The 23,134-nt window shown below is 61.1% G+C and carries 30 protein-coding genes; 29 read left to right on the forward strand and 1 reads right to left on the reverse strand.

Features of this window, described 5'->3' with window-relative positions:
* Positions 1 to 2 precede the first annotated feature (2 nt).
* The 29 genes from HX786_RS12170 (at position 3) to recX (ending at position 21,560) form a co-directional block, all read left to right on the forward strand.
* Positions 3 to 638, forward strand: coding sequence for a hypothetical protein (locus HX786_RS12170; protein WP_178912136.1), 636 nt, complete (start codon positions 3 to 5; stop codon positions 636 to 638).
* Positions 639 to 736: 98 nt separating this feature from the next.
* A complete protein-coding gene (locus HX786_RS12175) occupies positions 737 to 910 on the forward strand; it encodes a hypothetical protein (protein WP_008433539.1) in 174 nt (57 codons plus the stop codon).
* A gap of 2 nt (positions 911 to 912) precedes the next feature.
* Positions 913 to 2,079, forward strand: a complete 1,167-nt coding sequence (locus HX786_RS12180) for a tail protein (RefSeq protein WP_003208663.1) — start codon at positions 913 to 915, stop codon at positions 2,077 to 2,079.
* Complete coding sequence (locus HX786_RS12185) at positions 2,079 to 2,585, forward strand: phage major tail tube protein (protein ID WP_003208662.1); 507 nt, start codon at positions 2,079 to 2,081, stop codon at positions 2,583 to 2,585. The genes HX786_RS12180 and HX786_RS12185 overlap by 1 nt, the downstream gene beginning before the upstream one ends.
* A gap of 51 nt (positions 2,586 to 2,636) precedes the next feature.
* Positions 2,637 to 3,218 carry a phage tail assembly protein gene (locus tag HX786_RS12190; RefSeq protein WP_008433541.1) on the forward strand — a complete coding sequence of 194 codons (582 nt, stop codon included), beginning with the start codon at positions 2,637 to 2,639 and terminating at the stop codon, positions 3,216 to 3,218.
* Between the two features lie 127 nt (positions 3,219 to 3,345).
* Positions 3,346 to 5,544: a phage tail tape measure protein gene (locus HX786_RS12195; RefSeq protein WP_178912137.1), complete on the forward strand. Its 2,199-nt coding sequence runs from the start codon at positions 3,346 to 3,348 to the stop codon at positions 5,542 to 5,544.
* On the forward strand, positions 5,544 to 5,927 hold the full coding sequence (locus HX786_RS12200) for a phage tail protein (RefSeq protein ID WP_003208656.1): 384 nt from the start codon (positions 5,544 to 5,546) through the stop codon (positions 5,925 to 5,927). Before HX786_RS12195 ends, HX786_RS12200 begins: the two co-directional genes overlap by 1 nt.
* Positions 5,920 to 6,132: a tail protein X gene (locus HX786_RS12205; protein WP_003208655.1), complete on the forward strand. Its 213-nt coding sequence runs from the start codon at positions 5,920 to 5,922 to the stop codon at positions 6,130 to 6,132. Before HX786_RS12200 ends, HX786_RS12205 begins: the two co-directional genes overlap by 8 nt.
* Before the next feature lie 9 nt (positions 6,133 to 6,141).
* Positions 6,142 to 7,149, forward strand: coding sequence for a phage late control D family protein (locus HX786_RS12210; RefSeq protein ID WP_177067279.1), 1,008 nt, complete (start codon positions 6,142 to 6,144; stop codon positions 7,147 to 7,149).
* Between the two features lie 64 nt (positions 7,150 to 7,213).
* On the forward strand, positions 7,214 to 7,804 hold the full coding sequence (locus HX786_RS12215) for a hypothetical protein (RefSeq protein WP_177022718.1): 591 nt from the start codon (positions 7,214 to 7,216) through the stop codon (positions 7,802 to 7,804).
* A complete protein-coding gene (locus HX786_RS12220) occupies positions 7,801 to 7,983 on the forward strand; it encodes a DUF2635 domain-containing protein (RefSeq protein WP_087695298.1) in 183 nt (60 codons plus the stop codon). The genes HX786_RS12215 and HX786_RS12220 overlap by 4 nt, the downstream gene beginning before the upstream one ends.
* Positions 7,983 to 9,479, forward strand: a complete 1,497-nt coding sequence (locus tag HX786_RS12225) for a phage tail sheath subtilisin-like domain-containing protein (protein WP_178912138.1) — start codon at positions 7,983 to 7,985, stop codon at positions 9,477 to 9,479. The genes HX786_RS12220 and HX786_RS12225 overlap by 1 nt, the downstream gene beginning before the upstream one ends.
* A 64-nt stretch (positions 9,480 to 9,543) precedes the next feature.
* Positions 9,544 to 9,891 (forward strand): phage tail tube protein, encoded by a 348-nt coding sequence (locus HX786_RS12230; RefSeq protein WP_010170089.1) that lies wholly within the window; start codon positions 9,544 to 9,546, stop codon positions 9,889 to 9,891.
* On the forward strand, positions 9,888 to 10,184 hold the full coding sequence (locus HX786_RS12235; RefSeq protein ID WP_102369827.1) for a phage tail assembly protein: 297 nt from the start codon (positions 9,888 to 9,890) through the stop codon (positions 10,182 to 10,184). The genes HX786_RS12230 and HX786_RS12235 overlap by 4 nt, the downstream gene beginning before the upstream one ends.
* 5 nt (positions 10,185 to 10,189) lie before the next feature.
* Entirely contained in the window at positions 10,190 to 10,315 is a 126-nt protein-coding gene (locus HX786_RS31905; RefSeq protein WP_010170085.1) for a hypothetical protein, read from the forward strand.
* Complete coding sequence (locus tag HX786_RS12240) at positions 10,315 to 11,931, forward strand: hypothetical protein (protein ID WP_177036156.1); 1,617 nt, start codon at positions 10,315 to 10,317, stop codon at positions 11,929 to 11,931. The genes HX786_RS31905 and HX786_RS12240 overlap by 1 nt, the downstream gene beginning before the upstream one ends.
* Entirely contained in the window at positions 11,918 to 13,156 is a 1,239-nt protein-coding gene (locus HX786_RS12245) for a DNA circularization protein (RefSeq protein WP_177022723.1), read from the forward strand. Before HX786_RS12240 ends, HX786_RS12245 begins: the two co-directional genes overlap by 14 nt.
* 3 nt (positions 13,157 to 13,159) lie before the next feature.
* The gene (locus HX786_RS12250) at positions 13,160 to 14,197 is read left to right on the forward strand and encodes a phage baseplate assembly protein (RefSeq protein WP_178912139.1); all 1,038 of its coding nucleotides are present in this window, start codon (positions 13,160 to 13,162) and stop codon (positions 14,195 to 14,197) included.
* Positions 14,198 to 14,213: 16 nt separating this feature from the next.
* Positions 14,214 to 14,723 carry a phage baseplate assembly protein V gene (locus HX786_RS12255; protein WP_177019268.1) on the forward strand — a complete coding sequence of 170 codons (510 nt, stop codon included), beginning with the start codon at positions 14,214 to 14,216 and terminating at the stop codon, positions 14,721 to 14,723.
* Positions 14,723 to 15,121: a phage GP46 family protein gene (locus tag HX786_RS12260; RefSeq protein ID WP_178912140.1), complete on the forward strand. Its 399-nt coding sequence runs from the start codon at positions 14,723 to 14,725 to the stop codon at positions 15,119 to 15,121. The genes HX786_RS12255 and HX786_RS12260 overlap by 1 nt, the downstream gene beginning before the upstream one ends.
* Complete coding sequence (locus HX786_RS12265) at positions 15,111 to 16,151, forward strand: baseplate J/gp47 family protein (protein ID WP_177022726.1); 1,041 nt, start codon at positions 15,111 to 15,113, stop codon at positions 16,149 to 16,151. Before HX786_RS12260 ends, HX786_RS12265 begins: the two co-directional genes overlap by 11 nt.
* A complete protein-coding gene (locus tag HX786_RS12270; RefSeq protein ID WP_087695306.1) occupies positions 16,139 to 16,738 on the forward strand; it encodes a YmfQ family protein in 600 nt (199 codons plus the stop codon). The genes HX786_RS12265 and HX786_RS12270 overlap by 13 nt, the downstream gene beginning before the upstream one ends.
* Before the next feature lie 11 nt (positions 16,739 to 16,749).
* Positions 16,750 to 17,847, forward strand: coding sequence for a hypothetical protein (locus HX786_RS31910; protein WP_372846727.1), 1,098 nt, complete (start codon positions 16,750 to 16,752; stop codon positions 17,845 to 17,847).
* Positions 17,847 to 18,284: a phage tail assembly chaperone gene (locus HX786_RS12280; RefSeq protein WP_157721310.1), complete on the forward strand. Its 438-nt coding sequence runs from the start codon at positions 17,847 to 17,849 to the stop codon at positions 18,282 to 18,284. Before HX786_RS31910 ends, HX786_RS12280 begins: the two co-directional genes overlap by 1 nt.
* Before the next feature lie 28 nt (positions 18,285 to 18,312).
* On the forward strand, positions 18,313 to 18,870 hold the full coding sequence (locus HX786_RS12285) for a glycoside hydrolase family 19 protein (RefSeq protein ID WP_177022727.1): 558 nt from the start codon (positions 18,313 to 18,315) through the stop codon (positions 18,868 to 18,870).
* Positions 18,858 to 19,370, forward strand: coding sequence for a lysis system i-spanin subunit Rz (locus HX786_RS12290; RefSeq protein WP_177022728.1), 513 nt, complete (start codon positions 18,858 to 18,860; stop codon positions 19,368 to 19,370). Before HX786_RS12285 ends, HX786_RS12290 begins: the two co-directional genes overlap by 13 nt.
* 71 nt (positions 19,371 to 19,441) lie before the next feature.
* Positions 19,442 to 19,942 carry a CinA family protein gene (locus HX786_RS12295; RefSeq protein WP_003208648.1) on the forward strand — a complete coding sequence of 167 codons (501 nt, stop codon included), beginning with the start codon at positions 19,442 to 19,444 and terminating at the stop codon, positions 19,940 to 19,942.
* A gap of 83 nt (positions 19,943 to 20,025) precedes the next feature.
* On the forward strand, positions 20,026 to 21,084 hold the full coding sequence (gene recA, locus HX786_RS12300; RefSeq protein ID WP_003208645.1) for a recombinase RecA: 1,059 nt from the start codon (positions 20,026 to 20,028) through the stop codon (positions 21,082 to 21,084).
* Between the two features lie 8 nt (positions 21,085 to 21,092).
* Positions 21,093 to 21,560, forward strand: a complete 468-nt coding sequence (gene recX / locus HX786_RS12305) for a recombination regulator RecX (protein WP_003208644.1) — start codon at positions 21,093 to 21,095, stop codon at positions 21,558 to 21,560.
* 166 nt (positions 21,561 to 21,726) lie between these two features.
* Here the strand turns inward: recX and HX786_RS12310 are convergent, their stop codons facing one another.
* Positions 21,727 to 22,836: a TIGR00730 family Rossman fold protein gene (locus HX786_RS12310; RefSeq protein WP_003208643.1), complete on the reverse strand. Its 1,110-nt coding sequence runs from the start codon at positions 22,834 to 22,836 to the stop codon at positions 21,727 to 21,729.
* Positions 22,837 to 23,134 lie beyond the last annotated feature (298 nt).

Consider the following 23,134-nt stretch of genomic DNA (forward strand, 5'->3'; position numbering starts at 1 on the left):
CTATGACGATTTTCTTTCATGCCCAAACATTAGGTTTTTACGATACCCGAGCCCATGGCGAGCGGACACTTCGGATCCCCGATCCGACGTGGGAAAGGCCTATGGTCAACATTCCGGATCCCGCTTGGGAAGTTGACCCCAGCGCCCCTGAAGCGCAACGGCCTACCGTTGGCATTGCAGATGTCACGGCAGAACCACCCTTGATTGAAGTGGCAAATCCGGACTGCTGCCTGCCGCTCGCAGGAGAGCTGCGGGAAGTCAGTCTTGAAGATTACCAAGCACTTTTCGCAGCTCAAGCCTCTGGCAAAGTGATCGGGGCCGATGGTAATCGCCCCATTATTTTGGAACCGCCCGAATTGACGTGGGAACAGCGCAAGCTTGAGTGTGTTGCGGTAGTTCAGGCGTTTCTGGATCAGACGGCCAGGTCCGCAGGATATGACGATATCAAGAATGCGATTAGCTATGCCGATGAGCCGGCAGTACCGCGCTTTCAGGCTCAGGGCCAGGCCTTCCGTTCCTGGCGGTCGCTGTGCTGGGCTTACTGCTATGAGCAGTTTGATGCCGTCGAGCAGGAGACGCGCGAGGTGTTCAGTCCGCAAGATCTCGTTTCTGAATTACCACAACTAGCACTTCCTTAAAAAGAGCGTTAGCAGATCGCCTAACGGTCCCATGTTCCATTCTCGTGACAGTCACACAAAACCGCCTTCGCGGTTTTTTTTCGCCCGGAGATCCACCTATGGCCAATCGCCAAACCTACACCGTCCTCATTCCATTCCCCACCGGCAACGGCCACTGGTCTACCGCCGGCGAGGAACTGGAACTGCTGGACGTCGAAGCATCCGCCCTGCGCACCGCTGGCCGCCTGGAACTGACCAGCGTCCTCAACTCCACCCCGAAGAAGGCTGACTGATCATGGCTGAGGTTTTGAACTTCGAACATAACGGCATCACCGTGAATGCCACTGAATCCCCCGAGGCCATGGGTGGCCTGGGCGATAACGTCATCGGCCTGGTGGGCACTGCCCCCAACGCCCATGCGTCGATTCCGAAAAACGCCCCGTTCCGCATCAACAGCTTCACCACCCAGGCGCTGCTGGACCCTACCGGCGCTGAAACCGGCACGCTGTTCCACGCCGTTTACCAGATCCTCAAAGTGGTCAAGGTGCCGGTCTACGTTGTGATCGTCGACGAGGGCACCACCCCGGCCGACACCATCAATAACGTAATCGGCGGTGAAGAGCCGGTCACCGGCCGCAAACTGGGCCTCGCCGCCCTGGCCAGCGTCCCCGAAGACCTGACCATCATCGGCGCCCCGGGCTTCACCGGCACCAAGGCCGTGGCCGGCGAATTCGCCTCCTTCGGCAAGCGCATCAAGGCCCGTGTGGTGCTGGACGGCAAGGACGCAACCGTCGCCGACCAGGTGACCTACAGCGGCGAACTGGGCGGTGCCGATCTCGGTTTCGACCGTTGCCTGCTGGTGCACAACATGCCGTCGGTGTACTCCAAGGCCGCGAAGAAAAACGTGTTCCTGGCGCCGTCGTCCCTGGCCATCGCCGCGCTGGCCAAGGTCAAGCAATGGGAAAGCCCGGGCAATCAGGTGACCTTCGCCGAAGACGTGTCCCGCGTGGTTGAGTACAACATCCTCGACACCTCCACCGAAGGCGACCTGCTCAACCGCTACGGTGTGAGCTACTACGCCCGCACCATCCTCGGCGGCTTCTCGCTGCTGGGTAACCGCTCCATCACCGGCAAGTTCATCAGCTACGTGGGCCTGGAAGATGCGATCAGCCGCAAGCTGGTCAAGGCCGGCCAGAAAGCCATGGCCAAGAACCTGACCAAGTCGTTCATGGACCAGGAGGTCAAGCGCATCAACGACTGGCTGCAAACCCTGGTGGCCGACGAGACCATTCCCGGCGGCAGCGTGTACCTGCACCCGGAATTGAACAGTGTCGAGAAATACAAGAACGGCACCTGGTTCATCGTCATCGACTACGGCCGCTACGCGCCGAACGAACACATGATTTATCAACTCAACGCCCGCGATGAAATCATCGAGCAGTTCCTGGAGGACGTTCTCTAATGTTTACCAACCGAATCAGACAGGCCATGGCGGCCACCCTTCAAGGCCTGCCGTTGTCGGCGACGGTCACCTCGTTCGCACCGCCGAAGATCGACTTCGACATGGAGCAGATGACCGGCGGACGTTTCATCGCCGAAGAAATGGCCAAGAGCGCCAAAGTGCTCAACGCCACATTGGAGCTGCAAGGCGCGGGTCCGGAAATCATGCTTGCCTTGGGGGTGCGCCTGGGCGATGACATTTTGCTGAACGTGCGTGAAGCCGGCCAGGACCAGGACGGCAAGACTTACTTCACCTACCACACCATCGGCGGCAAGCTGAAAACCCTGACCGAGACAACCCTGAAGATGGGCGATAAACCCGCCATCACCCTGGAGTTCTCCTGCCGCACCTACAACCGCCTGGAAAACGGCATCCCGGTGATCGACATCGACGTGCGTACCCAGAAGTTTGTGCTCAACGGCGTCGACATCCTCGGCGATGCCCGCCGCGCGGTACTGATGCCTTAAGCCCCCGGGAGCGGGTTTTCCCGCTCCCATACTTCACCAAGGAATTGATTCATGGCCTGGATGCCTCCGCTGCACATCCTGCTGTCGCCGATCACCGCTGATACCGGCGCGCTGATCGAGCAGATTCAACTCAAGCCGTTGTTCTACGCCGCGCAAAAAGACGCGCTGGCCCGGGCCGGTGATGACGAGGACGATCAGTTCTTCGAACTGGCCAAACTCGCCACCGGCCTGTCGGAAAAAGAACTCGACCAACTCAAGCGTCCGGACTATGTGAGCATCGCCCAGTACGTGCACGACATGTCGACCCGGCCTGCCTCGTACTTCCTCGACGCCGACGAGCAGCCCCGCGAATCGGCGACCAGTGAGCACGTCTCGCTGCTGTTGCCGCTTGACACCGGCGGCCGCCGTCTCACCAGCCTGACCCTGGAAATGCCCGCCTTGCGCGCCACCAAGGCGATGAAAAAACTCGCCACCAACAAAGAGCGCGCCGAGTTCATCACTGCCCACTGCACCGGCCTGATGATCCCGGATCTCGCCGACCTCAGCGTGCCCGACTGGACCGAACTGCAGGGGCGCATCGACGATTTTTTAAACAAACCGGCGGACTTCTTTCGGAGCGCGACATCGAAGTAATTCTCGACATCGTGCCGCTCATTTACTCGGTAAATGAAGCGGAAATCCTGGACTGGGACGCCGGAAAAGCATTGCGCCGCTACGACATCGCGATCACTCGCCTTGGCGTCAAACAGGAGTAGAGCGGATGGCAGACAGTAAATTTGGATTGAGGTCGCTCATCGCCAGGGACGGCGAGGCGATTTACGGCTCGCTTGAAACGGCCGGGGCAGGCGCCAGCATCCAGCCGATTGCGCCGATGCTTGCCGGCCCGTCCTTGCTTGATGCCGTACCCAAGGACGTACCGGGCCAGGAACTGGCGAATGTCGGTGCGCAACTGACGCAACTGGTCACGGGGCAGACCCGGCTCATCGACACGCTGGAGAGGTTCAACGGCTCATTGCTCGATGTGATGGGTGCCCTGAAAACCGGCAAGGGCAATAGCACGGGCGGCGCCTCATCCGATACCGTCAAACCCTCGCAGGCGCTGGACACGGCGATGACCGACCTGCATGAAGTGGTGGGGTTTGCCGGGTATGAGCGCACACAACTGCGCGAAGCCAACCTGGCCTTGGCGTCCGACCCGATGGTTGCCGCGAGTGGCGCAGATGCTGTCGACCTGGCAAGGGTGGAGCAGGTGGGGGCCCGGTCCGGCGTAGGCAAGGACCTTGAAACTCGCCAGGCTGATTTGCTGCAGTTCGCCCGCGATAGCGCGCTCATCGCCGCGGCCTTTCAGACCGATATCAAGACGGCCGGCGAGATGATGGGCGGCTGGCGTGGGTCGATGAAGCTGGATCGCCCGCAGGCGCTGGATCTGGCTGACGCCACCAACGTGCTGGGTTCCCACGCTTCGCTCAAGGCCGATGCGGTGGATATTGGTTCGATTGTGCGCCAGAGCACTGCGGCGAGAACGTCGGGCATGAGCCCCGAGCAGGTAGCGGCGTTTTCGGCGGCGTTGCTGACGGTTGGTAACAACCGGGCGTCTGCCGGGCTTGCGGTGGAAAAAGTCGGCGCCGCGCTGGCCAAGGGTGACGGTGCGTCCGAGGGGCAGCGTGCTGCCTGGGCAGAGCTCAAGCTTGACCCGAAGGTGCTTGCGGCAGGCATGAAGCAGGATGCACCGCAAACAGTGCTGACGGTCCTCGAGGCGCTCAAGGCGCAGCCCCAGGAAAGGCAGGCGGCACTGGCCACGCAGTTGTTCGACGGTAACCGCTCGATTCTGAGCCTGGTGCCGGTGATCGACACGCTGAAGCAGGCCTTTACGGCGGTGGCCGACAAGTCGACTTACGCGACTTCGGTCCTGGGAGACCAGGGCTCGGTCATGCGTTCGGCCACCGGACGGGCAGACTCCACACAAGCTCATGAACAAGCCTTCCAGGCCAGCACCACCCGCCTGGAGACAGCTTCCGATACGGCGATTGCCCCCCTGAAAAACGGCGCACTGACGGTGCTGACCTCAGTGGTCAATGGCTTGGGCTGGCTGGCTGAATCGCTGCCCAAAGCCACGGCCGCCCTCACATTGGCCGCGGTGGTGATGGTGCCGCTGGCGAAGAAGCTCGGCGGCACTGTCGTGGACAAAGTCTTCGACAAGGTCGCCGGGAAAGTCCTGGGCGAGGGTGACGCGCCCCGCGATGCCAGTGGCAACAAGTCCGACCCGTCCGGCAGCAAAGGGAAGTCACAAGGCAACGACACACGCCAGGGCGAGCGCACGCCAGGCAAAAAATCAGGCCCTGATGCGCCCACGAAAACCAACAGGGCCAGCCGAATCGCGAAGCGCGGTTCGTTGGCGTTGGTGGTGGCAGACGCGGGTGTCAATCTCATCAAGGGCGCGAGCAATGGCACCCTGAAAGAGTCCGTTGGCGCCAGTGTGGGGTCGATAGGCGGTGGCGTCGCGGGTGGTGTGGCCGGCGAGGTTGCAGGGCTGGCCATTGGGCGAGCCGTTGGCACGCTCGCCGGGGCGGCGCTGGGTTCGATTATTCCGGGCGCCGGCACAGTGTTGGGCGGTGTGATCGGCGGCTTTGCCGGCGGTGCAATCGGTAAGGTGGTGGGCGGCGTAGTCGGCACCTTCGTCGGCAGCGACGTCGGTGCGAGCCTGGGCGAGAAAGTCATGAGCAGCGACGACCGTCTCCCGCCACCCGAACAGGTCAGCCAAAGCCTTCCCAACGCTCAAACAGACAACCGGCAAATCAACTTCGCCCCGCAGATCAACATTACCGCACCCGAGCAGACCAGTTACCAGGCGCTGGCGGCGCTCGTCGTGCAACAGATCGAGGCGCAGTTTACGCCGCTGTCGATGGACAACCTGCTGGCGACGCGACGCGACGCGGCACTCACCGATGGAGCGGTTTAATGCGACAACAAATGGTGTTGGGCAGCTTTATTTTCGGGCTGTCGCGCGGGTTTGCCTACGCGACCCTCGACCGTAACAGTAGCGGTGGCTGGGTCGCGCTGGACATCATTGCCGGCAAACCCAAGTCCAGCCAGACCGGCCAGGCCCTCGAAACATTGACCTTTGCCGGCAAGGCGGCGCGTGGCATTGGCATGGCCAGGCTCGACGAACTGCGCGACTTGCAGGCCTTGCGTACACCGCTGCCGTTGGTGGACGGGATTGGCCGTAACTGGGGGCTGTGGACGATCAAATCGGTGGACGAGAAACAAGCCAACGTGATCGACGACGGCACCGCCATGCTGATCAATTGGACGTTGATACTGGAGGAATTCGTCAATGCGTAGAGTCCGAAGTATTGCCGGTGACTCCGTCAACCTGCTGCTCTACCGCGAACTGGGTCGCAGCGACGACGCTGCCGAGGAAGCACTGTGGCATCTCAACCCGGACCTCGCGGAACACGGGGCGGTATTGCCGGCCGGCATCGGTGTAATCGTACCGGAGCTGGACGCGCGGCCCGCCGCAAAAAAACCGGTTTCGGTTTGGGATTAAGGAGGAACCATGGCACTTGGATTCACACCGGCGGTGGAAATTTACGGGACCAATGCCGCGCTGCTCAACGAGCGATTACTGGAGTGGGAACACACCGATGCCGCAGGCTTCGTCTCCGACCAGCTCAAGCTGACCCTCGACATCGAAGGGCTTGAGGGATTGCCCAGCCTGGGTGGGAGGATCGGCCTGCGGGTCGGTTACCTGGAGACCGGCCTGGAGGACAAGGGGCTCTTCAAGATTACCCAGCGCACCCCGTACCTGTTCCCCCTGCGCCTGGTGTTGGTGGCCACGGCGGCGCCGTTCGACCAGGACGAATTCAAACAGCGCCGCACAGCCAGCCATGGGCCGACCACCCTGGGCGCACTGTTCCGCCAACTGACCATACGTTATGGATTCTCACCCAGGGTCGCGCCGGATCTGGACGCTGAAAAGATCGCTCACATCGACCAGACCAACGAAAGCGACATGAGCTTCCTGACCCGGCTTGCCAAGCGTTTTGATGCGGTGGCCAAGCCTGTCGACGAGCTGTATGTGCTGGGCCGTAAAGGCCAGATCGCCTCGCTGTCGGGCAAGCCGCTGCAAGAAGTGCGGCTGTCGGTCACCCGTGATAACCGTCCGGGCGACCGCGCGTTTATCAGCGCCAGTTTTACCGAGACCAGCCGGGCCAAGTTCAAAGGGGCCAAGGCGTCCTGGTGGGATGCCGCTACCTGCAAGAAACGTGAGGTGGAGGTGGGCGGTGCGCCGTTCAAGGTCCTTGCCCAGCGCTACCAGAGCGAAGACGAAGCCAGGACGGCGGCCGAAGGCGAGATGCGCCGGGTTAGCCGTGAAGGCCTGCAGATCAATGTGATATGCCCCGGCAACCCGGCGTTCCAGGCCGAAGGGCTGCTGGTGCTGGATGAAACCTGGCCCGGCTTCATGCAGGGGCGCTGGTCCATCGACACGCTGACGGCCGTCGGCAAACGCAAGGAAAGCTACCGATGCACGATCAAGGCGAACGGATTGTCGTCACCGCAATGACGTGCTCGATCGGTTCCTTCTACCCACCCGCTTCGGCGGGTTTTTTATTGCCTGGTGAGATGCCATGAAGATAACCCCTCTGGTCAGTCATCTTCGGGATCACTGCCCATCGTTCAACCAACACATCGGCGCCGGCCTCGACCTCGACGCGCTGCAAAACCTTCCAGTGCTCGACTCACCCCAGGCGGTCGTGACGCCGATCAGTGACAAGGCCAGCCCTAACGCTGCGCAAAACAGCAGTCGCCAACCCCTGCGCGAACATTTTGGCGTGGTACTGGTGCTGGATTTGCCGGAGGGCCAGCAAGCCCAGGCGATGGACCAGCTGCATGCCTTGCGCGCCGAGGTCTGGCGGGCGCTGGTGGGCTACAGGCCCGAGGGGTTCTACGAGCCCATCCAGTACGACGCTGGCGAATGGCTGTTGCTCAGCAAGGTTCGCGGGTTGTACCGGCTGCGGTTTTTTCTCGAGAGCCAGTTGGGACGCAACCTCAGCACGCAGCCGGCGGAAACCTGGCTCGAGCTTGAACTGGACGCTTTGCCGTCCTTCAACGGGGTGACGGTGCGGGTCGATGCCATCGACCCAGCCGACCCCAACCTGCAACGCCCAGGCCCCGACGGGCGCCTGGAAATGACGTTTTCTGCCGAGGTAAAACCATGAGCAAACGCATCACCGTACTGCCGGTTTCCGGCCGTGCCGTACCTGACCCGGAGGCGGGCGATCTGTTGCCCGCCGAAGGCCGCGAAGTCCCGGACAACGCCTGGTGGCGTCGACGTCTGGCCGATGGCGACATCACAACCAAAGCCGTCAAGGCGGCAAAAACACAGGGAGCCAAGTAATGGCGATCGGATTCAGTCATATTCCGGCGGACATTCGTGTGCCGCTGTTCTACGCCGAGATGGACAATTCGGCGGCCAATAGTGCGTCGTCGGCCCTGCGCCGGCTGATCGTGGCCCAGGTCAACGACAACGTCACCAGCCCGGAAATCGGCAGCCTGGTGCTGGTATCGAGCGCGGCCATGGCCAAGCGTATCGGTGGCCAGGGTTCGATGCTGGCGTCGATGTACGAGACGTTCCGCAAGAGTGACCCGGTGGGCGAGATCTGGTGCCTGCCGCTGCACAGCACCGAAGGCAGCGCGGCCAAGGCCGAGCTCAAGCTGACCGGCGCCGCGACCCAAGGTGGCATTCTCAGCCTGTACGTCGGCGGCACCCGGGTTCAAGCGACCGTGATCAATGGTGCGACGGCTGCCGTGGCTGCCACCGCCCTGGCGCTGAAAATCAACGCCAGTGCCGACCTGTCGGTCAGTGCGGTAGCCGCCGATGGCACCGTCACCCTGACCGCCAAGTGGACCGGTGAGAGTGGCAACGACATCAGCCTGCAGCTCAACCGCCTGGGCCAGAGCAACGGCGAACAAACCCCCGACGGCCTGACCGCCGTGCTCGGCAAAATGGCGGCGGGCGCCGGTGTGCCGGACCAGCTCGCGGCATTGGCTGCGCTGGGCGACGAGCCGTTCGAGTTCATCTGCATGCCCTGGGCCGACACCACCAGCCTCAACGCCTGGCAAGCGGTGATGGATGACAACAGCGGTCGTTGGTCGTGGGCCAAGCAACTGTTCGGCCACGTTTACACCGCCAAGCGCGGCACTATCGGCACCCTGGTGGCGGCCGGGCAAGGGCGAAATGACCAGCACGTTACCATCCAGGCCATGGAGCCGGGCGTGCCGCAACCGTTCTGGGTCCAGGCGGCAGCATTGGCTGCACGCACGGCGGTGTTCATCTCTGCCGATGCCAGTCGTCCGACCCAAAGCGGCAGCTTGCCGGGCCTCGATCCGGCCGACGCGAGCGAGCGCTTCACTCTGACCGAGCGCCAATCGCTGCTCAACTACGGCATCGCCACCGCTTACTACGAAGGCGGTTACGTGCGCATTCAGCGGGCCATCACCACTTACCAGAAGAACGCGTTCGGCCAGGCGGACAATTCCTATCTGGACAGCGAAACCCTGCACCAGTCGGCCTTTATCGTGCGCCGCCTGCAGAGCGTGATCACCAGCAAGTACGGGCGCCACAAACTCGCTGCTGACGGCACGCGCTTTGGCGCCGGCCAGCCGATCGTCACCCCGAGCACCATCCGCGGTGAGCTGATTGCCCAGTACGCCAAGCTCGAACTGGAAGGCCATGTGGAGAACGCAGAGCTGTTCGCCGAGCACCTGATCGTCGAGCGCGACAGCCAGGACCCGAGCCGGGTCAACGTGCTGTTCCCGCCGGATTACGTCAACGGGCTGCGGGTGTTCGCGCTGCTCAACCAGTTCCGTTTGCAGTACGACGCGGCGGTGTAGGCCCCGCGCTTTTCGCAACTGATTCCAGCCCGCCGAGTGCGGGCTTATTTTTGGGAGAAACATCATGGGTCAACTGATTGCGGGCACCTGCTACGTCAAAGTGGACGGCGCTCAACTGACCATCAACGGCGGCTGCGAAGCACCGTTGATGGCCGTCAAGCGGGAAACCGTGGTGCCGGGTTTCTATAAGGAAACCGACATCACCCCGTCTTTCAAAGTTACCGCGCTGCACACGCCGGACTTTCCATTGAAGCAACTGATCGCCGGCACCGACATGACCGTCACCTGCGAATTCAACAACGGCAAGGTCTACGTGCTGGCCGGTGCCTACCTGGTGGAAGAGCCGGTGGCCAAGGGCGACGATGCCGTGATCGAGCTGAAATTCGAAGGCATCAAGGGGACCTGGCAATGACCGATACGGTGAAGCTGCAAGCGGCCATCGAGGCCCACGGCGAGTCATTGACCGAACTCACCCTGCGCCGCCCGACGGTGCAGGAGGTGCGGGCAATCAAGGCGCTGCCGTACAAGATCGACAAGGGCGAAGACGTGAGTCTGGACCTTGACGTCGCCGCCAAGTACATCGCCGTGTGCGCGGGTATCCCGCCGTCGTCGGTCAACCAGCTCGACCTGATGGACTTCAACGCGCTGAGCTGGGCCGTCGCCGGTTTTTTCATGAGTGCGGCGCAGGCTCCGTCGCCGAGCTGATTGCGGTGGCCTATGACCTGGCCTGGTTCTGGAAGGTTGATCCCGAACAGATGCTGGCCAGGCCTTTGGATACGCTCCGGGAATCCCTGGAGCATGCGCAACGGATCAATGCGATGCAGCAGGTGCAGTGATGGCAGAAGCTCAGAAAGTAGAAAGTACCGCCGTGCGCCTGACCGGCATCGACCAGCTGTCGCCCAAGCTTGCTGCGCTGCAGGCCATGGTCGGGCGCTTCAGGCAGAACCTGGAACAGACCGGTCTCGGCAAGCTGGATATCGCCGGTTTGGTAAAGGGCGGTGGGCTGGCGGCACCGTTTATCAGCGGTATCAAATCGGCGCTGGCGTTCAAGGCTGAGGTCGGCGAGGTCAATGCCGCCGTGGGGCAGGGCGTTACCGAAACGGCGGCGCAAGGGCTGAAGGATTTCAACGCGTCGCTGGACAAGGTGTCGGTGGCGTTTGGTACTGCGCTGTTGCCGGCCGTCACGGCGGTGGTGGTCGGGTTGGAGCCGTTGCTGACGACGGTGGCCCAGGTGCTCACCGAAAATCCGCAACTGGTGCAGGGCCTGGCTGCCGGCGCAGTAGCGTTTACCGCGATGCAGGCGGCCGTCACCGGCGTGTCTCAGGCACTGGGCTTGATGCAGCTGGTGCTCAGCGCCAATCCGATAGTTTTGGTGGCTGTAGGCATTGCCGTGGCGGCAGGCTTGATCGTTGCCAACTGGAAGCCGATTTCGGCATTTTTTGTCGGGCTCGGCGAACGGGTGATGGCGGCGATTGGAACCTTGGGCGAGTTTTTCCAGACGGTCTTTGCGTTTCGTCCGCTGGAACAGGTGATGCGCTTGTGGGGGCCGATCACAGGCTTTTTTGCCGGGTTGTGGACGTCGCTGAAGGTGATGGCGCAGCCCTTGGTCGGCTTTTTCACCACACTGTTTTCCTGGTCGCCAATGGGTTTGATCGTCAACAACTGGACGCCGTTGAGCGGCTTTTTTGCGGCCCTCTGGGACTTGCTCAAGGCGCTGAGTGTGCCGGTGGTCGAGTTCATGAAAAGCCTGTTCAGTTGGTCACCCCAAGGGCAAATCATTGCCAACTGGGGCGTGATCAGTGAGATGTTTGCGGCGATCTGGAGTGACTTCAAACTCACCGCGCTGGCGGCTTTTACCATCGTCAGTAGTTACTTCGATTGGTCGCCCCTGGACAAGGTTTCTGCCGTCTGGGGTAGCGTCAGCGGTGCATTCGCCTCGATCTGGGGCGATATCAAGTTGCAGGCCCAGGACGCCTTTGTAGTGTTGAGTGGCCTGTTCGACGACTGGCATCCGATGGAGCAACTTGAAGCCATGTGGGCACCGGTGCTGAGTTGGTTCACCGCGCTGTCGGAGAAGCTTGCGGTGATCACCGCACCGATTCGCAAGCTGTTCAACGGTGGGCTGGGTGAAGTGATCAACCAGGCGACCGGCAGTGTGCTGGAGTTGACCACCGAGCAACAGGAACGTAATGCCGAAAGCGCGCGCGATCCGTCCTGGTTCCGCAAGGGGCCTGGCTTGGTGTCACCGCTGGCGTCCAGCTCCAGTTCGCTGCTGCAACAAACCGCTGCCAACAACCGCACGCAGCTCAACGGCGATTTGCGGGTGAGCTTCGACAATGCACCGGCGGGCCTGCGGGTCGACCAGCCCAGAACCAACCAGCCCGGCCTGAGCGTCACCCCACGTGTCGGCTACCGTTCCCTGTCCCTTGGAGGCTCCAATGAGCTGGCGTGATCGTTTGTTGCCGGCGTCGTTTCGTGGCGTCGGGTTTTGGGTTGACCAGGCGAAAGTCCCGGTCGGCAAGAAGGGCCAGTTGCACGAATACCCTCAGCGCGACCTGCCTTTTTTTGAAGGGCTGGGCCAACAGTCCAGGGTGCATGAGCTGACTGCATTTGTAGTGGGCGAGGATTGCCTGGAGCAACGCGACAAGTTGCTCAAGGCCCTGGAGGAGGGCGCCGGCGAGCTGGTGCACCCGTGGCTTGGACGGTTGCAGGTCAAGGTCGGCGAATGCGAGATGACCCAAACCCGCCAGGACGGCGGGCTGGTGACCTTTGCCCTGAAGTTCTATCCCGACGAACCTTTGAAGTTTCCCACTACGGCGGTCAATACCCGCCAGCTGTTGCTGGTGTCGGCCGACAGTTTGCTGGGTTCGGCGGTGCTGCGCTTTGAGCAGGCCGTCGCACTGGTGAAGCAGGCGCGGGTGGGCATCCAGGCGTTGCGCAATGGCCTGGCAGAGGTTTACCAGGTAATTGAGCAGCAGTTTGCCCCACTGATTCAGTTGTATGGCGACCTGAATGCCTTGGTCAAAGCCATCAAGGAAGTGCCCAAGGAATTGAGCACCGAGTTCAAGGGCTTGCTCGGCGATGTGAAGGAGTTGAAGGCATTTGCCCGCAGCGGCTATCGCGGCATGCTGGCCAACCTCTCGCAGCAGGTGGAAGCGGCTCGGAATATCGACGTGCCGAAGCTGACCACCGGCAAGGACAGCGTGGCGGCGGTGCAAGCCACTGCCAACCTGGTACAGGATGCGTTGTGGGTGAAGATCGCCCATTGGCTGGCGGACGTACCGGTGGCGACCAAAGCGGTGACCCTCAGTACCACGCCATCCGTGGCGCAACAGGCGGCACAGCCGGTGCAGCGCCGCGAAGTGCCGGTGGCCGACGATGTGCTGGTGCTGCGTGACCTTCTGAACGAAGCCATGTGGCAAGCCGCATTGAAGGCCGACGCCGGGCACTATGTTGCGCTGAACGACCTGCGCCAACAGATGTTCGCGCATCTGACGGCGGTGGCTTCGTCCGGTGTCCGGCTGGTCAATCTGACGCCGATGCGCAGCATGCCCGCCTTGCTGTTGGCCTATCAGCGGTTCGGTGACGCGACGCGAGTGGGCGAGGTGGTGCAGCGCAATCGGGTGGCCCACCCGGGCTTCCTGCCACCGGCGGACCTGCAAGTGGTCAGGGAGTAACCCATGAACAAGTTGGACAATGCCGTCACCCTGACCGTGGACGGCCTGGATTATGGCGGCTGGAAAAGCGTGGAAATCAGCGCCGACCTGGAGCGTCAATTTCGCACCTTCACCCTCAACATCACCTGGCAATGGCCCGGGCAAACCCTGGCGGCGCCGATCAAGCCCGGCGCCCGTTGCCAGGTACGCATCGGTTGCGACCTGGTGCTCACCGGCTTTGTCTTCAAGGCGCCCATCAGTTACGACGGCCGACAGATCAGCCTGAGTATTCAGGGCGGCTCAGTGACCCAGGACCTGGTGGACTGCGCAGCGATAAACCAGCCCGGCCAGTGGCGCGGGCAAAGTGTGCTGAGCATCGTCCGGGCGCTGACGGCCGCCTATGGCGTGGAGGTGCACAGCGAGATTGCCGAAACCGCGCGCCTGCATACCCACAGCATCGTGCCCGGGGAGACGGTATTTCAATCCATCGACCGCTTGCTGACGTTGTATCGGGTGTTCTCCACCGACGATGCGGATGGGCGCCTGGTATTGGCATCGCCCGGTAGTGCAGGGCGTGCGAATGACAGCCTGGAACTGGGCCAGAACATCCTTTCGGCTAACGCACCGATGGACTTCAGCTCGGTATTTTCCGAGTACCGCGTCATCGGCCAGCACAAGGGCGATGATCAGAAAAGTGCAGCGGCGGTCAGTGAGGTTTCAGGGATTTCCCGGGATGAAAAAGCCACGCGAAAACGCGTCACGGTGATCAGCGAACCGACGCAGTTGACCCCCGAGCTGGCCCAGCAACGCGCCGACTGGGAACGCGCCACCCGTACCGGAAAAGCCCTGACCACCACCTACACCGTGCAAGGCTGGCGGCAGTCCAACGGCGATTTGTGGCGCCACAACCTGTTGGTGCGGGTGATCGATCCGGTGCTGGGCTTTGACCAGGACATGCTGATCTCCAAGGTCACCTGGTCGCTCTCCGACCAAGGTTCGATCACCACGCTACAGGTGGCGCCGCCGTCCACCTTTGATGCCAATCCGTTGCCATCCGCTTAACCACCAAGGAATTTCCATGAGCTTACTGACTCGCCTGCTGGCGCGCGGCACTGTCGTGCTCGCCCACTCGGCCACCAAGCTGCAATCGCTGCAAATGCGCCTGACGGCAGGCGAAGTGAACGACGACATGGAGCACTTCGAACCCTACGGTTTTACCAGCAACCCTCTGGCGGGTGCTGAAGGCATCGCCACCTTCCTGGGCGGTGACCGCTCCCATGCCATCGTGCTGGTGGTGGCAGACCGTCGCTATCGCTTGCAGTCCCTGGCGCCGGGTGAAGTGGCGATCTATACCGACGAAGGCGACAAAGTTCATTTCAAGCGCGGGCGGGTAATCGACATTGAAACCGGCACCTTGAATATCCGCGCCAGCCAGGCGGTGAACATTGATACGCCGACCCTGACGCAGAGCGGCAAGATCATCTCCCAGGGCGATCAGATTGCCGGCGGCATCAGCCAGATCCAGCACGTGCATGTGGGCGTCCAGCCCGGCAGCGGTCAGACCGGTGCGCCGGCGGGAGGCCAGTGATGTTTGTCTCCGACAACCTGAAAAAGGCCCTGACCCGCTCGGTGCTGATCAGCCTGTTCACCTGGCGCCGTGCCGCACCCGACGATGCGGTTGACGATGACGAGCGCTTCGGCTGGTGGGGCGACAGTTTTCCCAGCGTGGCCGACGACCGTATCGGCTCAAGGTTGTGGTTGCTGCGCCGGGTCAAGCTGACCCGCCAGACGCAACTGGACGCCGAATTCTATGCCCGCGAAGCCTTGCAATGGCTGATCGACGACGGGCATTGCAGCGCCATCGAAGTCCTCAGTGAGCGCCTCGACGCCCAGCGGCTCAACCTGCGCACGCAGCTGACCCTGGCCGATGGCGAGCGCCTGGACATCAACCCTGATAACAGTTGGCAGGTGATCTATGCCGTTTGAAACCCCTTCGCTGCCGGTGCTGATCAAACGCACCCAAAGCGACCTGGCCAGCGATTCGCTGCGCCAGTCCGATGCCCAGGTCCTGGCGCGCACACTGAGTGGTGCGGCGTTCGGCCTGTACGGTTATCTCGATTGGATCGCTGAGCAGATCCTGCCGGATACCGCCGATGAATCCACCCTGGAACGCATCGCTGCGCTGCGTTTGAACCAGGCACGCAAGGCGGCGGTAGCCGCCAGTGGCACCGTGAGTTTTACCGCAGCGGCGGGCGCGGTGCTGGATGTGGACACGGTGCTGCAAGCCAGTGATGGTCGCAGCTTCAAAGTCACCGCTGCCGGTACCACCCATGCAGGCCTCAACACCGCCACGGTGCAGGCGATTGATGCCGGCACGCTGGGCAACGCTGATGCCGGGCTGAGCCTGATCGCGGTCCAGCCGCTGCAAGGTATTGGTTCGACCTTTACCGTGCTGGCGCCGGGGCTGACCGGCGGTGTGGCACGAGAAACCCTGGAGTCGCTGCGGGCGCGGGTGATTCGTTCCTATCGCGTTATTCCCCAGGGCGGTTCGGCACAGGATTACGAGACCTGGTCCCTCGAAGTGCCCGGCATTACCCGCGCGTGGTGTCGCGGCAATTACCTGGGGCCGGGGACGGTGGGGGTGTTCGTGATGCGTGACGACGACCCGCAGCCGATCCCCAATGCCGCGCAGCTGGCGCAGGTTCAAGCCCATATCGAACCGCTGCGGCCAGTGACCGCTGATGTGTATGTGTTGGCGCCGGTGATGAAACCAGTGGCTTATCAACTGCGCTTGACCCCCGACACCAGCGCCGTGCGTGCGGCCGTCGAGGCCCAACTGCGAGACTTGCACAATCGCGAGGCGGGGCTGGGCGACAGCTTGTTGCTGACCCACATCGCCGAAGCCATCAGCACCGCCACCGGTGAGACCGATCACAAACTGACAAGCCCGCTGGCGGACGTTACGGCGGCGACAAACCAGTTACTGGTGTTTGGAGGTATCACATGGCTGGGATAAGGACGGCTGGCCAGTACGAGGAGCAACTGATCGCCCTGTTGCCCAGCGGGCCGGCCTGGGACCTGGAGACCATGCCGCAGTTGCAGACGGTGCTCAAAGGCATCGCCGAAGAACTTACGCGCATCGACGCCCGCGCCTGCGACCTGCAAAACGAAATGGACCCCGTGACCGTCAGCGAACTGGTGCCGGAGTGGGAAAGGGTGATGCAACTGCCGGACCCTTGCCTGGGCTTGAGCCCGCTGTACGACGACCGTCGCCTGGCGGTGCGTCGACGTCTGTTGGCGGTGGGCAGCCAGCGCGCCGCGTACTACATCGAAATCGCCCGCAGCCAGGGTTATCCCGACGCCAGTGTCACTGAACATCGCGCCCCGCGCATGGGCCGCTCACGGTTTGGCGCGGCGCATTTTGGCACCTGGCAGGCGCACTTCATGTGGACGCTCAACACCGGCGGCCGCCAGCACCTGGGGCGGCGGTTTGGGGCGAGTTATTGGGGAGAGCGGTTTGGCGTCAACCCGGGCAATGCCCTGGAGTGCCTGATTCATCGCAGCGCACCTGCTCATACGCAGGTGCACATCAATTATGACTAGAGGATAGAAGCGTGGATTATCCAAAGAGTGTGCCCAGCGTTGGGCTGGTGAATGGCAAGTTTGTGGATGAAAACCCGGTGACCGGGACGCCGGGGAGTTTGATTCCGGCGGCTTGGGGGAATGGGGTTACGCAGGAGATTTTGAATGTGCTGGCGGCGGCGGGGATCGCGCCGGACGAGACGAAGACCGATCAGCTGGCGCAGGCATTGAGTGTTTTGAGTGATTGGTTGAAGTTGAGGAATAAGCCCACGACGTTGGCGGGGTTTGGGATTACCGATGCGCTGCTGGTTGGACGTACAACAGACCAACGGCCTAGCTTGTCCGCCAGTGATTTGACTGATACCGGTAATGGTCTTGGTGGTGCGCTGGAAATCCGTGAGGCTCAACAGGTAGAAAGCAAAAAGCTGACGTTCGAGTACGCCCCGAAAATCATGTTTCATTGGAAGGACCGCTGGGCGAAAGCGTTGGCGATGGATGCTAACGGAGAGATGGTATGGGGGGGGCAGAAAGTTTGGACTGCTGCCAATTTGGATCTGACAAACAAGGCGGATAAGGCAACCACTCTGGCGGGATATGGGATTACCGATGGCCTTGTAGTGGGCCGCACCAGCCGTCAGCGGGTTAGTTTATCTGCAGAAACACCGGGGGACTGGAGTAATGGGCTGGGTGGCGCCATTGAAATTCGAGAAGCCCAAGAAGTTACTAATACCCAAAGCGGATTTGAATATGCACCCAGAGTGCTCTTTCACTGGGGGGGGATAATTGCCAGGTCTTTGGCGATGAACTCTGCAGGGGAACTCATGTGGGGATCACAGACAGCTTGGACTTCCGGGAATTTTGACCCCGCGCGTAAAGCGAACGTGGCTACTACGCTGGCGGGTTACGGGATTACCGATGCGCTCTCAGCTTCCAGCTTTCTCAAACCTGTAGCTGGGCAATGGATCCAGATAGGGGGGAGCGGTGTGCTTCCAGCAGGCGGAACGTGGGCCTTTTTCTGTGCCAATTACAACGGTAACGGGGCTGCGCTTGGTGGCAACGCCGGAGTGGCAGCTGGTGGCACTGCGGTAGGTAATGGAAACTGTGTCGGTTTTGCATGGAGGATTCAGTAATGGATAACGAACAACGTCCTGAGCAGTACAACATAGAGGACATTTATCTTAAAAAGGACGGTAGCTACTTAGTCACCTTGGATGGCTATCCCTACCATGTGACTGAAGCAGAAACTCCGGACGTTTATCGTGCAGTGCGTTTACTGATTGATTCGGGTGAGCAGTGCCAGGAGTACATCGATCCCGTCATTTCCGATGCTGAAGCCCAGGCAAATGAGCGCATGTGGCGTGATTCAGAAATACAGCGCATTAGTTGGGTAAGTGATCGTCATCGTGATCAGTTGGACATGGGATTGAAAACGACGCTTTCCACTGAGCAGTTCAAAGAGTTGCTCAAATACACTCAAGCATTGCGTGACTGGCCTCAGGCTGAGAGCTTCCCCTTGATTGCCAAACGGCCCGTTGTATTGCCTTGGTTGGATGCTGTTACTCAGTAAACGTGTCGGCGTGAGAGAGTAGAAATCAATGGAGATAACCCTTCCCCAACTTATCCAAGTAATGCCTGGAGCCCGCCTTAGAGCGGGCCTTTTTTTAGCTTCTTTAAATGCGGCTACCGCAGCTCACCAAATCACCACCCCCAAACGCATCGCCGCCTTCCTCGCCCAAATCGGCCACGAATCCGGCGAACTGCGTTACGTACGTGAGCTGGGCAGCGATCAATACCTGAGCAAGTACGACACCGGCACCCTGGCCGCGCGCCTGGGCAACTCCCCCGAAGCCGATGGCGATGGCCAGAAGTATCGCGGGCGTGGCCTGATCCAGATCACCGGCCGGCGCAACTACCTGGCATGCAGCCAGGCGTTGTTCGGCGATGAGCGTTTGTTGCAGCAACCGGAGTTGCTGGAGCAACCGCAATGGGCCTGCGAATCCGCCGCGTGGTTCTGGCAGAGCAATGGCTTGAACGAACTGGCCGACAAAGACCAGTTCACCACCATCACCCGGCGTATCAATGGCGGCCTCAATGGCTTGGAAAACCGTATGCAGTTGTGGGCTCGGGCGAAGGCGGTTCTATGGGCTTCCTGACGTCATATCGCCTGCTTGGCTTTTTCCTGTTGGCGGCGGTCTCGGCGGGTATTGCCTGGCAGGTACAGGCTTGGCGGTATGGCATCCAACTTGAGCGCCTGGAGGTGCTGCACGCCGAAGCGCTGAGCCAACAAAGCCTGTCGGCTCAGCGTCAACAACGGTTGGAACAGGACAAACGGCTGGCACTGGAGCAACAACTCAGCGCCAGCGACCAACAACACACTCGGGAGCTTTCCGATGCACAGCGTGATCAGGCTCATCTGCGGGATCGTCTGGCCACTGCTGATGTGCGGTTGTCAGTCCTTCTCGACGCCAGCGACTCAGCCAGCGGCTGCCCAATGCCAGCCACCGCCACCCCCGGCAGCGTGGTTCATGGCGCCCCGCGAGCCCGACTTGACCCGGCGCATGCTCAACGAATTATCGGCATCACCGACGACGGCGATAACGCAATGATTGCCTTGCGCGCCTGCCAGGCGTATATCCGGGCCGTCGCGCGTTAGTCTCTTGTAACTTGCATGGCCCATGGGCTCCTGTAGGGTAGGCGAATGCCCGTCCACTCCAGGAGATGACCGTGAAGGAAATTACTCAACTCGCCGCTGAACTTGGCCGACGCTTGCAGGTTCTCAATGCCCACGTCACGACGGCCGAGTCGTGCACCGGCGGCGGTATCGCCGAGGCAATCACGCGGATTCCCGGGAGTTCGGCCTGGTTCGAGGCGGGCTATGTTACGTATTCCAATCGCCAGAAGACCCGGCAACTGAATGTACCGGAAGCCCTGTTCCCCAAGGTCGGTGCCGTCAGCCGCGAAGTGGTGGAGGCGATGGTGCGGGGTGCCCAGGAGAAAAGCCTGGCGCGTTTTGCCGTGGCAGTCAGCGGCGTGGCCGGGCCCGATGGCGGTTCGCCGGACAAGCCGGTGGGCACCGTATGGCTGGCCTGGGGCGTGGGCGATGAGGTTACCGCCGAGCTCGAACACTTCCCCGGCAACCGCGACGAGGTCCGCCGACAAACGGTAAAGGCCGCGCTAGAGGGCTTGTTGCGACGAGCTGCAGCAGAAATAGAAAATCAGGGGTAGGCGATCACGGATCTTTGTGGAACAATACTGTCTACTTATACAGGTGTTGGCCGCCAGGCCTTATTGATTACGTGAGGACTTTAATGGACGACAACAAGAAGAAAGCCTTGGCTGCGGCCCTGGGTCAGATCGAACGTCAATTCGGCAAGGGTGCCGTAATGCGTATGGGCGATCACGACCGTCAGGCGATCCCGGCTATCTCCACTGGCTCTCTGGGTCTGGACATCGCGCTCGGCATTGGCGGCCTGCCAAAAGGCCGTATCGTTGAGATCTACGGTCCTGAATCTTCCGGTAAAACCACCCTGACCCTGTCGGTGATTGCCCAGGCACAAAAAATGGGCGCCACCTGTGCGTTCGTCGATGCCGAGCACGCCCTGGATCCTGAATACGCCGGCAAGCTGGGCGTCAACGTTGACGACCTGCTGGTTTCGCAACCGGACACCGGTGAGCAAGCGCTGGAAATCACCGACATGCTGGTGCGCTCCAACGCCATCGACGTGATCGTGGTCGACTCCGTGGCAGCCCTGGTACCCAAGGCTGAAATCGAAGGCGAAATGGGCGACATGCACGTGGGCCTTCAAGCCCGCTTGATGTCCCAGGCCCTGCGTAAAATCACCGGTAACATCAAGAACGCCAACTGCCTGGTGATCTTCATCAACCAGATCCGGATGAAGATCGGCGTGATGTTCGGCAGCCCGGAAACCACCACCGGTGGTAACGCGCTGAAGTTCTACGCTTCGGTCCGTCTGGACATCCGTCGTACTGGCGCGGTGAAGGAAGGTGACGAGGTTGTCGGTAGCGAAACCCGCGTTAAAGTCGTGAAGAACAAGGTGGCCCCGCCGTTCCGTCAGGCCGAGTTCCAGATTCTCTACGGCAAGGGTATCTACCTGAACGGCGAGATGATCGACCTGGGCGTGCTGCACGGTTTCGTCGAGAAATCCGGTGCCTGGTATGCCTACAACGGCAGCAAGATCGGCCAGGGCAAGGCCAACTCGGCCAAGTTCCTTGCGGATAACCCGGATGTTGCCGCTACGCTCGAGAAGCAGATCCGCGACAAGTTGCTGACCCCGGCACCTGACGTCAAGGCTGCCGCCAACCGCGAGCCGGTTGAAGAAGTAGAAGAAGTCGACACTGACATCTGAAGCAAACGATGAGCGTTGTCCTGGATACACCCGTCGCCGTAAGGCGCACTGCAATGGACCTGCTCGCACGGCGCGAGCATGGTCGAGTCGAGCTGACGCGTAAGCTGCGTCAGCGTGGCGCAGATCCCGAGATGATCGACGCAGCCCTTGACCGTTTGACGGAAGAAGGGCTGCTGTCGGAGTCCCGTTACCTCGAAAGTTTCGTCTCCTACCGAGCCCGATCCGGCTATGGCCCTGCACGAATTCGTGAAGAGCTGAGCCAGCGTGGCCTGCAGCGGGCTGATATCGAACTCGCGTTGCGTGAGTGCGGCATCAGTTGGCAGGCACAACTGGAAGAAACCTGGCGGCGCAAGTTTGCCGGTCATCTGCCTATTGATGCGCGTGAGCGGGCTAAGCAAGGTCGCTTCCTGAGTTATCGCGGGTTTTCGATGGAGATGATCAGTCGCTTGTTGAGCGGTCGGGATATGGATGACTGAAGGCTGCGCCTGGTAAATGGTAGCTCTGATCACTATGGGGCTTGGTGTGGCGAGGGAGCTTGCTCCCGCTGGGCTGCGCAGCGGCCCCAACCTGCGCATCTTCTACTGGCACAACCCAAAAGGCCCGCTATGAAAATAGCGGGCCTTTTTTCGTTTCAGTGTCAGGTCACGCCGTCTCAGTCACCCGCTGCTGCGTTTTTCCCTGAGCCTGGGCCCAGTTTTCCGGCAAGTTGATGTAATCCACCAATTCCCGCAACCGTCCCTGATCACGCCCGTTGAAGTTGAACACCAGCCGCGTCAGATGGCTGAAGCTTGGCTCGTCATGCTCTTCGCCGGTGTACGCGATTTGTTGGAAGTCGCCACTGAGGCGAAGGCTGGCGAACGCCTCCTGCAGGTGGGCCAGTGCGCGGTCACTCAACGGATGATTCATGCGAATCACAAACTGGCGCTTCAGCCAGCGGGTGGAGTGGAAGTTGGCGTAGAACTGGTTGATTTCGTCCACCGCCTCTTCGGCGCTGTACACCAGGCGGACCAGCTTGAGGTCGGTGGGCAGGATGTAGCGATTGGCCTCAAGCTGGCTGCGGATAAAGTCCAGTGCGCCTTGCCAGAAGCTACCGCCTGGTGCATCCAGCAGCACCACCGGTACCAGCGGGCTTTTGCCGGTCTGGATCAGGGTCAGCACCTCCAGCGCTTCATCCAGGGTACCGAAACCGCCCGGGCACAGGATCAAGGCGTCGGCTTCCTTGACGAAGAACAGCTTGCGGGTAAAGAAGAAGTGGAAGGACAGCAGGTTCTCGGTGCCATCGATGGTCGGGTTGGCGTGCTGTTCAAAGGGCAGGGTGATGTTGAACCCCAGGCTGTGCTCCAGGCCGGCACCCTCGTGGGCCGCCGCCATGATGCCGCCGCCACCGCCGGTGATCACCATCAAATCCGAACGGGCCAGGACCGCGCCCACTTCCCGGGCCAGTGCGTACAACGGGCTTTCCACCGGCGTGCGCGCCGAGCCGAACACCGTGACTTTGCGCCGCCCCTTGAACTGTTCGAGCACGCGGAAGGCGTGGTCCAGTTCCCGGATCGCCTGCAAGGTTATCTTGGCATTCCAGCGGCTGCGGTCGTCCTGGGCCATGCGCAACACGGTGAAGATCATGTCGCGATAAAGGGGGATATTTGGACTGTTGGGCGCAATCAAGTGGAGTTGCGCGTCGACCTGCTGCGTGAGGTCGGTGCCGTTTTCTTCAAATTGACGGATCAGGAGTTCATTCGGTTCGTAAGGCATTCAACTTCTCCTTCTTCACAGAACCCTGGGTGCCGGCGAGAAATTCGTCGGGACCACGACACTGCATGTGTCGTTGCCTCTGATTAACGAGGTGGGCGAAACCGGTTCTGTATATTCCTTATGATTAAAAACCTTTGCATTGCACGCTCAGGAGGGCAACCCTCTTTTGCCCTGAAAATGTTACAGGACGGTGTGAAAACCCGATGTTCCAGGCGTTCAGGATGAATTGATCATGAGCCTATAAAGTCTTGGCTGGCAACCGCTTATTGATCACTTCTGAGGGAGTTTAGACGCTGCC

This window comes from Pseudomonas sp. 21615526 (assembly GCF_013386245.1).
Lineage (GTDB): Bacteria > Pseudomonadota > Gammaproteobacteria > Pseudomonadales > Pseudomonadaceae > Aquipseudomonas.